The organism is Streptomyces sp. NPDC093071 (genome assembly GCF_044754545.1).
Taxonomy (GTDB): Bacteria; Actinomycetota; Actinomycetes; order Streptomycetales; family Streptomycetaceae; genus Streptomyces.
On sequence record NZ_JBIVPH010000001.1, the window covers coordinates 935,636 to 948,318 of the forward strand.

The 12,683-nt window shown below is 73.7% G+C and carries 11 protein-coding genes; 9 read left to right on the forward strand and 2 right to left on the reverse strand.

Annotated elements, in window-relative coordinates; genetic code table 11:
- The first annotated feature begins 19 nt into the window (after positions 1-19).
- From ACIQD7_RS03895 to ACIQD7_RS03915, 5 genes are all read left to right on the forward strand, one after another.
- Positions 20-1,669, forward strand: coding sequence for a hypothetical protein (locus ACIQD7_RS03895; RefSeq protein ID WP_402439126.1), 1,650 nt, complete (start codon positions 20-22; stop codon positions 1,667-1,669).
- Positions 1,666-1,824, forward strand: a complete 159-nt coding sequence (locus ACIQD7_RS03900) for a hypothetical protein (protein ID WP_402439128.1) — start codon at positions 1,666-1,668, stop codon at positions 1,822-1,824. Before ACIQD7_RS03895 ends, ACIQD7_RS03900 begins: the two co-directional genes overlap by 4 nt.
- A gap of 106 nt (positions 1,825-1,930) precedes the next feature.
- The gene (locus ACIQD7_RS03905; RefSeq protein ID WP_383411651.1) at positions 1,931-2,596 is read left to right on the forward strand and encodes a tellurium resistance protein; all 666 of its coding nucleotides are present in this window, start codon (positions 1,931-1,933) and stop codon (positions 2,594-2,596) included.
- Positions 2,593-3,828: a PP2C family serine/threonine-protein phosphatase gene (locus tag ACIQD7_RS03910; protein WP_402439130.1), complete on the forward strand. Its 1,236-nt coding sequence runs from the start codon at positions 2,593-2,595 to the stop codon at positions 3,826-3,828. The genes ACIQD7_RS03905 and ACIQD7_RS03910 overlap by 4 nt, the downstream gene beginning before the upstream one ends.
- Positions 3,825-5,168: a protein kinase gene (locus tag ACIQD7_RS03915; RefSeq protein ID WP_402439132.1), complete on the forward strand. Its 1,344-nt coding sequence runs from the start codon at positions 3,825-3,827 to the stop codon at positions 5,166-5,168. Before ACIQD7_RS03910 ends, ACIQD7_RS03915 begins: the two co-directional genes overlap by 4 nt.
- Positions 5,169-5,217: 49 nt before the next feature.
- On the opposite strand, the gene ACIQD7_RS03920 is transcribed toward ACIQD7_RS03915, so the two are convergent.
- On the reverse strand, positions 5,218-5,547 hold the full coding sequence (locus tag ACIQD7_RS03920) for a hypothetical protein (protein WP_402439134.1): 330 nt from the start codon (positions 5,545-5,547) through the stop codon (positions 5,218-5,220).
- A gap of 26 nt (positions 5,548-5,573) precedes the next feature.
- Positions 5,574-7,049 (reverse strand): hypothetical protein, encoded by a 1,476-nt coding sequence (locus ACIQD7_RS03925; protein WP_402439136.1) that lies wholly within the window; start codon positions 7,047-7,049, stop codon positions 5,574-5,576.
- A 243-nt stretch (positions 7,050-7,292) separates the two neighbouring features.
- Between ACIQD7_RS03925 and ACIQD7_RS03930 the strand changes: the two genes are divergently transcribed.
- From ACIQD7_RS03930 to ACIQD7_RS03945, 4 genes are all read left to right on the forward strand, one after another.
- Complete coding sequence (locus ACIQD7_RS03930; RefSeq protein ID WP_402439138.1) at positions 7,293-7,946, forward strand: CchlQ; 654 nt, start codon at positions 7,293-7,295, stop codon at positions 7,944-7,946.
- A gap of 103 nt (positions 7,947-8,049) precedes the next feature.
- Complete coding sequence (locus ACIQD7_RS03935) at positions 8,050-9,810, forward strand: alpha-glucosidase (RefSeq protein ID WP_402439140.1); 1,761 nt, start codon at positions 8,050-8,052, stop codon at positions 9,808-9,810.
- A gap of 9 nt (positions 9,811-9,819) precedes the next feature.
- Complete coding sequence (locus ACIQD7_RS03940) at positions 9,820-10,818, forward strand: TIGR03885 family FMN-dependent LLM class oxidoreductase (protein ID WP_402439142.1); 999 nt, start codon at positions 9,820-9,822, stop codon at positions 10,816-10,818.
- Complete coding sequence (locus ACIQD7_RS03945; protein WP_402439144.1) at positions 10,815-12,509, forward strand: alpha-amylase family protein; 1,695 nt, start codon at positions 10,815-10,817, stop codon at positions 12,507-12,509. The genes ACIQD7_RS03940 and ACIQD7_RS03945 overlap by 4 nt, the downstream gene beginning before the upstream one ends.
- Positions 12,510-12,683 lie beyond the last annotated feature (174 nt).

Below are 12,683 nucleotides of genomic sequence, written 5' to 3' on the forward strand. Positions count from 1 at the left end.
CGGAAGAGCGGTGGACGCCATGACCGGTGACGAACTCACCAGGACCGTCGTCGTCGTGCTGCTGGCGTTCTGGAGCGTGACCGGCCTCCTGGTGTGCTGTACGTACGCCTTCTGGCAGTTCCTCACCACGGCGTGCCGGAGCGCGGCGCGGGCGCTGGGCCCGTTGCGGCCGGGGCGGTCGGACCTCCGGGTCCTCACGATCGGCACGGAACCGGCCCATCCCTCGTACTGGCACCGGCAGGTGTGGATCGACACCAGCACGGCGGTGGGACGCTCGTACCGGGCGCTGTGGAGCCGGTGGTGGGGGCACTGGACGCTCACCGTCGCGGCGCGGCTCTTCCGGGGGCGGCGGCCGGGGACGGACCGGCGGGGCAAGAACGGGCTGACCCGTCTGACGATGCGGCTCGTGGCGCCGGGCACGGCGGTCGGCGCGACCGTCGCCGCGCTGCTCGCCGCCGCGCTGCACACGGGCGTCGTCGTGGTGTTCTGCGCGGGCGTCACCCTCCTCTGGACGGCCTGGGTCCTGACCGTGGGCGTCGTCCGGGGGGCGGAGCGCGGCTGGCTGCTGCTGCGCCGGGTGCGGACGGTCTGTCCGCACCCCGACTGCCACCGGCCGTTCCCCCGGGCGGCCCACCCCTGCCCGCAGTGCCGCGCGGTCCACACCTCGCTGGTGCCGGGGCGGTACGGGGTGTTCCGGCACACCTGCCGCTGCGGTGGCCAGCTGCCCTCCGCGCTCTTCGCGGGCCGCTCCGGCGTTCCGGCCGAATGCCCGTCCTGCGCACGCCCGCTGCCGCCGTCGGCGGGGACCACGCGGGTGGTCCACGTCCCCCTGATCGGCGGCTCGTCCTCGGGCAAGACGATGCTCCTGGCGGCCGTCGTGGCGGGGCTCCGCTCCTGGGCGGAGCGCGGGAACCTCACCGTGGAGTTCGCCTCGGACGCCGACCAGCGGGACAGCGAGGCGCTCGACCGGGAGATCGACCGCAACGACTGGGCCCTCAAGACCCAGGGCGACCAGCGCGCCTGGATGATCGTGGTGGGCAAGGGGCTGCGCAGGCGGCTGCTGTACCTCTACGACCCCATGGGCGAGTCGCTGCACCGGGCCGACCGGGTGCGCGAACAGCAGTACCTCGCCCACGCGGACGGCGTCCTCTTCGTCGTCGACGTCCTGGCCGACCGTACGGTCCGGCAGGCGCTGAGCGGCGCGGACGACACCCTCGCCGGCGAGGCCCGGCCCGCCGCCCAGGGGCCCGTCGACACCTACCAGGGGCTCACCGGCGAACTGGCCTCGCTCACCGGCGGACGCGGCGACCTGCCCGCGGCCGTGGTGGTCACCAAACGGGACGTGCTGGACCGCGTCGAGGCACTGCCCGCGGCGGGGGCCCGGGTCGACGACTGGCTCGTCGCCATCGGCCTCGGCGGACTCGTCCGGGGCTTCACGCACGACTTCAAGGCGGCGGGCTTCTGGGCGGTCAGCGCCTCGGCGGCCACCGGCGGCGGGGCCCTGGACAGCGAGCGGCGGCGGGCGGCGGAGCCGGTCCTGTGGCTGCTCGCCCGCACCGGCCTGCGGGTCGGGGACCTGGTCGAGTCGCGGGGGACGGTCCCCCGGCAGCGCGGTCTCGGCGGCACGATCCGTACCGGTGTGAAGGGACAGGGGGTCCGACGGGGATGACGGTGGTGACTCCGCGCGTGGCGCGGGCCCGCAAGGTGCTCACGGCGCTGTTCGCCACGGCCTGCGTCGTGGTCTTCGGGGCGGCCGTGCTCGGCGCCCTGTACGGGCTTCCCGGCCTGATCGACGAGGTGTGGCGGCTGTGGGAGGAGGGCTGACCCCCGCCCGCCGTCCCCCTCGCTCCTCTCCCTTCTCGTTTTCCTCATCATCCGACCCCTACTCACCCTCAGGAGGATGCTCGTGACCGAGATCCCCGGCGGCCCGATGGCGAACCGCCCGGTGCACTTCATCTGGCTGCTCGACTGCTCGTACTCGATGCTCGGCGAGAAGATCGGGCAGCTGAACTACGCGATCCGGGAGGCGATCCCGGAGATGCGCTCGGTGGCGCACGACAACCCGGCCGCGCAACTGCTGCTGCGCACGATCACCTTCTCCACCACCGCCCGCTGGCACCACAAGGACCCCGTCGCGGTGGACGACTTCACCTGGCAGGACGTGCAGCCCGACGGCACGACCAACCTCGGTGAGGCCCTCCAGCTGGTGGCCGGCGAGCTGCGCACCCCGCCGATGCCCGAGCGCGCCCTCAAGCCGGTGATCGCCCTGGTGTCCGACGGCGTGCCCACGGACGACTGGCGCGCGGGCCTCAAGGCGATCGACGCCACCCCGTGGGGGCGCAAGGCGGTGCGGGTCGCCATCGCGATCGGCACCGACGCCGACCGGAGCGTGCTCCAGGAGTTCCTGGCCAATCCGGAGCTGCGCCCGCTCGACGCGAACAGCCCCAAGCAGCTGGCCGCCGCGATCCGCTGGGCCTCGACGGCCGCGGTCAAGGCGGCCTCGCAGCCGGTGGCCGGCGCGAACGACACCGCCACCAAGCCGGCGCCGTACGCGCCCCCCGTCCTCGCCGACGACGACGAAGACGACGTGTGGTGAGCGCGCTGCCGACCTGGGAGACCTTCCACGAGAGCGTGCGGGGCGTCAACAAGGCCCGGAACCAGGACCGTTGTCTGGTCCGGGGCACCGGTACGGCCGAGGACCCGCTGATCCTCACCGTGGCGGACGGGCACGGCTCCGCCGCGTATCCGAGGAGTCACGTCGGGGCCCAGTACGCGACGGACCTGTTCGCGCACCGGGCGTTCGAGTTCGCCACCTCCGTGGCCCCGCGCGACCGGGCGGGCTGGCGCGGGCGGCTGCGCGACTACGCCCGGATCGGCCTGCCGGAACGGCTGGTCCGGGACTGGCAGGGCAAGGTCCTCGGCCACTGGGAGCGGGACCCCACCCCGGACGGGGACCCGGCGTCCCCCGGGGCGATCCTGCGGCTGTACGGGTCGACGCTGATCGGCGCGGTCCTCACGCCGGACCTGTTCGTGGCCTGGCAGCTGGGGGACGGCGAGCTGACCGTGGTGGACGACGACGGGCGGGTCAGGCTGCCGCTGGCCCCCGCGCGGGCCGAACTCGGCGACGAGACGGCCTCCTTGTGCACCCGGAACGCCTGGCAGCTGGTCCGGGTGCACTGGGAGCCGCTGCCCGATCCGGCGCGGGCGCCCCGGCTGCTGGCGCTGTCCACGGACGGCCTGTCGAAGAGCTTCGTCTCGGACGACGGCTTCACCGAGTTCGCGGCCGGGCTGCACCGGCGGCTGACGGAGCGGGGCCTGCCGGGCACCGCCGGGGACATCCCCCGGTGGCTGGAGGAGGCCTCCCGGCACTCGGGCGACGACACCACCCTGGCCCTCGCCCGCCGGCCCGTCGCCGGGACGGGCGGCGAGACCCTTGGAGGGGGCGCCGACGAGACGGGCGGAGAGGGCGTCGGCAGGGCCGCTGACGGAAACGCCGACGAGAACGCCGGGGAGATCGCCGACGAGACCGCTGACGAGGTCGTCGGGAAGCTCGTCGGAGGGGACGTCGGGCAGGCCGCTGACGATGTCGCCGGGAAGGCCGACGACGAGGCCGTCGGAGAGGGCTCGGGAGAGGCCTTGGGCGGTGCCGACGGAGGGGTCGTCGGAGAGGCCGTGGGCGGTGCCGCCGGAAGGGTCGTCGCGGAGGGCTTCGGCGGAGCCGAGGGCTTCGGCGGCACCGCGGACGAAGCCGCCGAGAAGGTCGCGGAGGAGCCGGGGAACAGCCCCCGGGACCCGCGCATCCACGATGAGGAGACAGGACGTCCATGAACGGGATGCTCGACAGTGGGGACTCGCTGACCACGGACGACGGGAAGACGATCGTCGTCGACCGCCTGCTCGGCTCGGGCGGCCAGGGCGAGGTGTACCGGGTCGGCCTGCCCGACGGCGGCGTCAAGGCCCTCAAGTGGTACTACCCGGACAGCGCGACCCCGCAGCAGCGCAGGGTCGTCGAGGACCTGGTGTCCCGCGACTTCGACGACGACAGGTTCCTCTGGCCCACGGCCTTCGTCAGCGCCGGGGACGACCGCTTCGGCTACCTCATGGACGTGCGCCCCGACCGCTTCCGGGGCCTCCCCGAGCTCTTCCGGCGGACGGTGAGCACGTCCTTCCGGGCCCTCCTGACCGCCTGCCTGTACACGGTGGAGGCGTACCAGGCGCTGCACTCCAAGGGGATCGCGTACCGGGACATCTCCTGGGGGAACATCTTCTTCGACCCGGCCACCGGCGAGGTCCTGGTCTGCGACAACGACAACGCGGTGGTGGAGGGCGACCAGAGCGGGATCTCCGGGACCATGGGGTTCATGGCGCCCGAGCTGGTCCGCGGCGACCCCGGTGCCCAGCCGGGGACCCAGAGCGACCTGCACTCGCTGTCGGTGCTGCTGTTCATGTTCCTGATGAACCACCACCCGCTCAAGGGGGCCAGGGAGCTGGCCATCCACTGCCTGGACGAGAACGCGGAGCGCAAGCTGTACGGCCGCGAGCCGCTGTTCGTCTTCGACCCGCAGTACACGGACAACCGGCCGGACCCCGTCGAGCACTCCACCGTGCTCGCCCTGTGGCCGCTGGTGCCGCCCTCCCTCCAGGCGCTGTTCGTCCAGAACTTCACGGTCGGGCTGCGCGAGCCCTCGGCCCGGGTGCGCGAGTCGCAGTGGCGGGACGCGCTGCGGGCCGTCCGGGACGCCGTGGTGGAGTGCGCGAACTGCGGCCGGGAGAACATGACGGAGCCGGGCTCGGCCACCCCGGGGACCTGCTGGAAGGACGGCTGTCGCGCCACCCTCGTACTCCCGCCCCGCCTGGTGGTGACCACCCCGCCGCCGAGGGCGGAGCGGCACATCATGCTGGGCCGGACCGCCCGGATCCACCTGCACCACCTGAGCCCCGAGCCCTCCCGGCACGACTACTCGGAGCAGAGCCTCGTGGCCGAACTCGTGGAGCACCCGCAGAAGCCGGGGCGCTACGGGCTCGCCAACCGGTCGGCCACGGCTTGGACGGGCACCCGCTCCGACGGCACCACCCAGCGGGTCGTCCCCGGCCAGACGGTGCCGCTGCGGTCCGGGCTCGCCCTGGAGCTGGACGGCGGCGCCAGGGCGGAGGTCCGGGCCCGCTAGCGCCCGATCCGCCGGACAGGCCCTGACGGCCGGCTCCTCTTCCGGGGGATCACATGCCGACGATTCCGGCGATCCCCTGGACGAGGGCCAGACCGCCGCTGCCGACGGTCACGTACGGCTCGATGGCGGTGAGCGCGGACCGGATCCGGCCCCGGTCGGCGGGCCGCTGCTCGCGCTCGGCGCTCACGAGTTCGCCGTGCACCGCCTCGGCCTGCTCGACGGCGGCCCGGGCCGCCTCCTCCTCGCGGAGCCAGCGGACGAGCCGGGCCGCCATCGCCACGGCGCTCGCCGGGTCCGTCCCGTACTGGTGGATCTCCACCCGGCCGTGGTCCCCGATGTTGCTTCCGGACACCTGGCCGTGGAAGTTGTACGTGCTCATGGGTTCCCTCCCTCTCAGGACCGGCCCTACGGGGTCGGAGCGCCCTGCTGTCCGCCCGGTCCGTGCTGGTTGACGACGCCGTGGCCGCCGACGTTGCTGCCGTGGATGTCGCCCGAGATGTTGTACGTCTGGGTGCTGATCACCTGGACGGCCTGCTCGTACGAGCTGGTGTCCACGTGGTGGGCCTCCAGGAACCGTTCGGTGGCGGTGAGGACGCCGCCCTGGAGCCGGTGCAGGTAGTCCCGGGAGTCGGAGCGGTCGTTGTGCACCATCCGGTCCCAGGAGGAGACGCTCTCGCGGATGCTCCCGGTTGCCCCGTGGTCGAAGAGGACGTGCCGCTCGGAGATCTCCCTGCGCCACTGGCGGAGTTCGCGGGAGCGGTCGCGGGCGCGGGAGCGCCGGTCGGCGTTGCGGCGCCGGGCGCCGCGCAGGGCGGTCCACCAGGAGCGCCGGGTGGCCCCGAGGAGTTTCCGGGTCCGTTCGAAGCCGCCGAACGGCAGGGCGTCCACGTGGTCGTAGACGGCGTGCAGGGGCGGGATGACGAAGACCAGGACCTCCCAGGAGAGGAGGGGGAGGTGGAGCCGGGCCCGCAGCTGCATGGTCACGATCACCCGGCCGCCGTCGCTGACGCGCTCCAGGCTGAGGAAGGTGCGCATCCCGGCGCCGGGGTTGACCAGTCCGGTGCGCACGAGGTCGGTGTCGATCTGGGCGCGCGGGCGGCCCTGCGGCTCCTCCAGGAGCTCGTCGGCGAGGAGCGGGACGTGGTCGCCGCAGACGTACAGCCGGTTCCTGGCGCGCAGTCCTTCGAGGCCGGCGATCTTCGCCATCTCCTTGGCGACGTAGGTGTGCAGGTCCACCGCGTCGAAGGGGACGATGGTGAGCTTCCGGCCGGGGTTCGCCGGGTCCTCGGCGGGCCGCGAGACGTCGATGGGCTGCCAGACGACGTCCTTGATCCGCTTTCCGCTGCCGACGAAGGGGTCGGTGTGGGCGGCGGCGGCCGCGTACGGCACCACGTTGGCCCTGGCGAGGGACTTCAGCCGCTGCTCGGCCCGCTGTTCGACGGGGTCGGCGAGGGTCTCGGGGCGGGCGCCGCCCCAGTACACCTCCTGGGCCGCGCGCCAGGAGGCCGACAGGGCGTCGTGGACGGCCCACCAGGCTCCGGCGAGGCAGCCGGCGACCAGCGCGCCGCCCGCCCACAGGCCGGGGGCGGCGCCTTTCACGAGGCTCCACACCAGGAGGGCGACGCCCGCCCAGAGGACGAGGAAGAGGGCGGAGAGGACGCGGTCGCGGCGCTCGGCCCGGCGGACCGCGGCCCGCGCGTGACGGGCGAGGGCGATCAGGTGGATCCCCAGGGGGAGCCCGAGCGCCGTCATCCGGTCCGCGGTGAGTTCGGTGTCCATCTCGCGGGCGAAGGCCTCGTCGAGGTGGACGTGGGCGCACAGTTTCCGGGTCACCGCGTCCTTGCGGTAGGTCGGAAGCGTCCGTAACTGTCTGCGTGCCATGCGGTTCTCCCCCTGTGCGTCACCGCACACCCTAGGGAAGAGCGCCCGCCGTGTCCCCCGGATCGGACGGAAGGCCCTGCTCTTCGCGGGGGTGGGGGTGGGGGGAGCGGGAGGGGCCGGATCGGGCCGGGGTGGTATCGCGGGTGCGTCGGGCATGATCTGTGGGACGGAGCGGTACGGGGCGGAGTGGTGGGGGGACGGCGCGGGGCGCGCCCTTCCGGAGCGCCGACGGGGGGACACGGCATGGAGTGGGCAACGCTGGCCGCCACGCTGGGCGGTGGTCTGATCGCGATCGCGGGTACGGTGCTCGCCGACCGGCTGCGCACCCGCCAGGAACACCGGCGCGGCCTCCGGGAGCGCCGCCGGGAGGTCTACACGGAGTTCATCGCGGCGGCGGGCGCGGCGCACACGGAGCTGCGCCGGCTCGCGCAGAGCGGGGCCGGGGCGGCCGGCCTGGAGGAGGCGAGCCGCGCGGCGCTGACGGACGCCCGGGTCTACGAGGTGCGCGAGCGCCTCTTCCTCGACGCCAGCGCCCGGATCGCGGGCACGGGACAGACCATGTTCGAGCGGCTGCGCGCCCTCCGGAGGACGGTCGCGGCGGGCGCCGGCATCTCGACCTCCGCGTTCCACGACGTCTACCACCCCTATCTGGACGCCGTCTGGGCCTACCGCGAGGCCGTCCGCGCCGAGTTGGAGGGGCCCGCGCTCGCCCCGTCCGACTTCGGCTGGTCCGCGTGGGACGGCCGCGAGCGCTGCCCGCACTGCGCGGAGGGAGGGGCGGGCGGGGCGGGCGCGTTGCCCGGGGGGCGGGTGCCCGAGGGACGGACGCCCGAGGGGCGCCTGTCCGAGGGGCGTGCGCCCCTTCCCGGTCGTGCGGGGCGGGACGACGTCCCCTAGGGCGTTCTCCGGGGGTCGTTCCGGGTTCCCGGGCCGGTTCGGACGCCGTATGCGGGAAAGGAAATCTACGGCTCGTGGCCCCGATCCCCGGAGGAGACCGTCGATGACGTCCGGCAGCGTGACAGAGCGGACCGACGCGTGGTGGAAGTCCGCGGTCGTCTACCAGATCTACCCCCGCAGCTTCGCCGACTCCAACGGCGACGGCATCGGTGACCTGGACGGCGTCACCGGCCGTCTGGACCACCTCGCGGACCTCGGCGTGGACGTGGTGTGGCTCTCGCCCGTCTATCCGTCGCCACAGGACGACAACGGCTACGACATCAGCGACTACCAGGACATCGACCCCGTCTTCGGGGACCTGGCGGCCTTCGACCGCCTCCTCGCGGCGGTGCACGGGCGCGGCATGAAGCTGATCATGGACCTGGTCGTCAACCACACCTCCGACGAGCACCCGTGGTTCCGGGAGTCGCGCGACCCGAACGGCCCCAAGCGCGACTGGTACTGGTGGCGGCCGCCGCGCGACGGCCGCGAGCCCAACAACTGGGGCTCGTTCTTCTCGGGCCCGGCCTGGACGCGCGACCCCGCGAGCGACGCGTACTACCTCCACCTGTTCTCCCCGAAGCAGCCCGACCTCAACTGGGAGAACCCGGAGGTGCGGCGGGCCGTGCACGCGATGATGCGGTGGTGGCTGGAGCGGGGCGTGGACGGCTTCCGGATGGACGTCGTCAACCTCATCTCTAAGGACCCGGCGCTGCCCGACGGAGTGCCGCGCGGCGACGGCCCGTACGGCGACGGGTCGCCCTCCTACGTCTGCGGGCCGCGCGTCCACGCATACCTCCGGGAGATGCACCGGGAGGTGATGGCTCGGTATCCCGGGCGGCTGCTGACCGTCGGGGAGATGCCCGGCGTGACCGTCGAGCAGGCCCGGCTGTTCACCGACCCGGACCGCGCCGAGCTCGACATGGTGTTCCAGTTCGAGCACGTCGGACTCGACCACGGCGCCCACAAGTTCGACCCGCGGCCGCTGCGGCTGACCGACCTGAAGGCGTCCCTGGGCCGCTGGCAGGCCGGTCTCGCGGACGTCGGGTGGAACAGCCTGTACTGGAACAACCACGACCAGCCCCGCGTGGTCTCCCGCTTCGGCGACGACGGCCCCCGCCACCGCACCCGGTCCGCGACCATGCTGGCCACGGTGCTGCACCTGCACCGGGGCACCCCCTACGTCTACCAGGGGGAGGAGCTGGGCATGGCCAACGCTCCCCTACGCACCATCGAGGACTTCCGGGACATCGAGTCCCTGAACCACTACGCGCAGGCGCTGGACGCGGGGGCGAAGCCCGAGGAGGTCCTGCCGGGGCTGCGCGCGATGGGCCGGGACAACGCCCGTACGCCCATGCAGTGGGACGCCTCCCCGCAGGCCGGCTTCACCACGGGCACGCCCTGGCTCCCCGTCAATCCGGACCACACCGAGGTCAACGCCGCCGCCGCGTACGCGAATCCTGCATCCGTCTACCACCACTACCGGCGGCTCATCGCCCTGCGCCACGACGAACCGGCCGTCGTGCACGGCGACTTCACGATGCTGCTGCCCGAGGACGAGCGGGTGTACGCCTTCACCCGTCACCACGAGGGGACGACCCTGCTCGTCGTCGGCAACTTCACGGGCGACACGGTGGCCGTGGACCTCCCCGGCGACTGGGAGGACGCCGAACTCGTCCTGGGCAACGGGCCGTCCGCACCGGCGGAGGACGGGCGGACGGTCCTCGCGCCCTGGGAGGCGAGGGTGCACCGCCGGGTCGGACGGGGCGCGGGCGACGCGACCGGCGCGGACCGCACCGCCGATGATCCGCGCCTCCCCGGGTAGGCGCGGCCCATGACCGTCTACGGATTCCACGCCTCGCACGAACAGGTGCCTCCGGCCGACCTGCTGGCCGCGGCCGTCCGCGCGGAGGAGGCCGGTTTCGGCGCCGCCATGTGCTCGGACCACTTCTCGCCCTGGAGCGTCCGGCAGGGCGAGTCCGGCTTCGCGTGGTCCTGGCTGGGCGCCGCCCTCCAGGCCACCGACCGCATCCCCTTCGGCGTCGTCAACGCTCCCGGGCAGCGCTACCACCCCGCGATCGTCGCCCAGGCCGTCGGCACCCTCGCCGCCATGTACCCGGGCCGCTTCTGGGCGGCCCTGGGCAGCGGCGAGGCGTCCAACGAGCACATCACCGGCGACCGCTGGCCGCGCAAGGACGTGCGCAACGCGCGGCTGCGCGAGTGCGTCGACGTCATCCGGGCGCTGCTGCGCGGCGAGGAGGTGAGCCACGACGGCCTGGTCACCGTGGACCGGGCGCGGCTGTGGACCCGCCCCGAGACCGTGCCGCCGCTGATCGGCGCCGCGTGCAGCGAGGCCACCGCGGCCTGGTGCGCGGAGTGGGCCGACGGGCTCATCACCGTCAACGCCCCGCACGAGCGGCTGCGCCGGATCGTGGACGCCTACCGCTCCGCCGGCGGCGCCGGGCCGCTCCGCCTCCAGGTCCATCTGAGCTGGGACCCCGACCCGGACACCGCCCTCGCCGTCGCCCACGACCAGTGGCGCACCAATGTGCACGGGCCGCCCGTGAGCTGGGACCTGGACACGGCCGAGCTGTTCGACGGCGTCAGCGAGCACGTCACGCCCGAGCGGGTCGCGGAGGCGGTGAACGTCTCGGCGGACCTCGGGCAGCACGCGGCCTGGCTCCAGGAGTACGCCGACCTCGGCTTCGACACGGTCATGCTGCACCACGTCGGGCGCGAACAGCACGCGTTCGTCGACGCGTTCGGCGACAAGGTGCTGCCCCGGCTCGACGCGACCCCGGCGGGGCCCGCGGTCGTGGAGGGCGCCCGATGAGACTGACCAGGACCTCCGACCTGTGGTGGAAGAACGCGGTCGTGTACTGCCTGGACGTGGAGACGTACCAGGACGGCGACGGGGACGGGACCGGCGACTTCGCGGGCCTGACCCAGCGGATCGACCACCTCGTCCGCCTCGGCGTCACCTGCGTCTGGCTGATGCCGTTCTATCCGACTCGGGAGCGGGACGACGGCTACGACATCACCGACTTCTACGCCGTCGACCCGCGTCTGGGCACCCTCGGGGACTTCACGGAGTTCGTGCGGACCGCCCGCGACCGGGGCATCCGGGTCATCGCCGACCTGGTCGTCAACCACACCTCCGACCAGCACCCGTGGTTCCTGGAGGCCCGCTCCAGCCGCACGGCCGCCCGTCGCGACTGGTACGTCTGGTGCGACGAGCCGCCCGAGGACGGGCCCGAGGGCGTCGTCTTCCCCGACGCCGAGAAGAGCCCCTGGGAGTACGACGAGAAGACCGGGCAGTACTACCTGCACCGCTTCTACCGGGAGCAGCCCGACCTCAACGTGGCCAATCCCGCCGTGCGCGACGAGATAGCCCGCATCATGGGCTTCTGGACGCAGCTCGGGCTGTCCGGCTTCCGCGTCGACGCGGTCCCCTTCCTCCTGGAGACCGACGGCCAGGAGGACGCCGACGCGCTGCCCGACCCGCACGAGTACCTGGCCGACCTGCGGGCCTTCCTCGGCCGCCGCAACGGCGAGGCGGTCCTCCTCGGCGAGGTCAACCTGCCCTACCCCGAGACCCTGCGGTTCTTCGGGGACCCGGAGTCCGAGCGGGGCGACGAGCTGACCATGTGCTTCGACTTCATCGGGATGCAGAAGATGTACCTGTCGTTCGCCCGGGGCGAGGCGGGACCGCTGGCCTCGGCGCTGCGGGAGCGGCCGGAGGCGCCGCGCGACGGACACTGGGCGACCTTCGTCCGCAACCACGACGAGCTGACGCTCGACAAGCTCGACGAGGACGAGCGCGCCGAGGTGTTCGCGGCCTTCGGCCCGGACGAGGACATGCGGCTGTACGGCCGGGGGCTGCGCCGCAGGCTGCCGCCCATGGTCGGCGGCGACCGCCGCCGGGTGGAGCTGGCCTACAGCCTGCTGTTCACCCTGCCCGGGACGCCCGTCCTCTTCTACGGCGAGGAGATCGGGATGGGCGAGAACCTCGCCGCGGAGGGCCGGCAGGCCGTCCGCACCCCCATGCAGTGGACGGCGGAGGAGGGCGCCGGGTTCTCCACCGCCCCGGCCGGCGACTTCCCCAACCCGATGACCGGGGGTCCGTACGGGCCGGGCCGGGTGAACGTGCGGGAGCAGGCGCACGACCCCGATTCGCTGCTCACGCGCGTGCGGACGCTGATCGAGCGGTACCGCGAGGCACCCGAACTCGCCTGGGGCCGCACCGAGGTGCTCGACGTGGACGACCCCGGCGTCCTGGCCCACCTCTCGTCGCTGCCCGAAGGGGCCGTCCTGGCCCTGCACAACCTCTCGGCCCGGCAGACCCGCGCGACCACGACCGTGCCCGGTCTGGAGGGCGGCCGCACGCTCACCGACGTGTTCACCGGGGACACCCTGGAGGCGTCGGCCGGCGGCCTCGTCGGCGTCGCCCTGGCACCGTACGGCTACCGCTGGCTCCGGGTGGACACCCCGCTGGACGACCCGGAACGCACGACCCGCGTCTGACCGGACCGCCGGAGGCCTCCTTCGCCTCCGCGCGGGGTACGGTCCGGCCCGGACACCCCCTGGTCGACGAACCCACCAGCGCCCTCGACCTCCCGCCCGCCTCACCCGTCGGCGGCCACCGCCACGGTCCTGGTCACCCACGATCGCGCCCGCCTCACCGCGGTCGACCAGATC

Excerpts from the sequence above, each read along its gene's own strand:
- ACIQD7_RS03895 (WP_402439126.1), top strand. The coding sequence starts at position 20 with ATGACCGGTGACGAACTCACCAGGACCGTCGTCGTCGTGCTGCTGGCG.
- ACIQD7_RS03900 (WP_402439128.1), top strand. The coding sequence starts at position 1,666 with ATGACGGTGGTGACTCCGCGCGTGGCGCGGGCCCGCAAGGTGCTCACG.
- ACIQD7_RS03905 (WP_383411651.1), top strand. The coding sequence starts at position 1,931 with ATGGCGAACCGCCCGGTGCACTTCATCTGGCTGCTCGACTGCTCGTAC.
- ACIQD7_RS03915 (WP_402439132.1), top strand. The coding sequence starts at position 3,825 with ATGAACGGGATGCTCGACAGTGGGGACTCGCTGACCACGGACGACGGG.
- ACIQD7_RS03920 (WP_402439134.1), bottom strand. The coding sequence starts at position 5,547 with ATGAGCACGTACAACTTCCACGGCCAGGTGTCCGGAAGCAACATCGGG.
- ACIQD7_RS03925 (WP_402439136.1), bottom strand. The coding sequence starts at position 7,049 with ATGGCACGCAGACAGTTACGGACGCTTCCGACCTACCGCAAGGACGCG.
- ACIQD7_RS03930 (WP_402439138.1), top strand. The coding sequence starts at position 7,293 with ATGGAGTGGGCAACGCTGGCCGCCACGCTGGGCGGTGGTCTGATCGCG.
- ACIQD7_RS03935 (WP_402439140.1), top strand. The coding sequence starts at position 8,050 with ATGACGTCCGGCAGCGTGACAGAGCGGACCGACGCGTGGTGGAAGTCC.
- ACIQD7_RS03940 (WP_402439142.1), top strand. The coding sequence starts at position 9,820 with ATGACCGTCTACGGATTCCACGCCTCGCACGAACAGGTGCCTCCGGCC.
- ACIQD7_RS03945 (WP_402439144.1), top strand. The coding sequence starts at position 10,815 with ATGAGACTGACCAGGACCTCCGACCTGTGGTGGAAGAACGCGGTCGTG.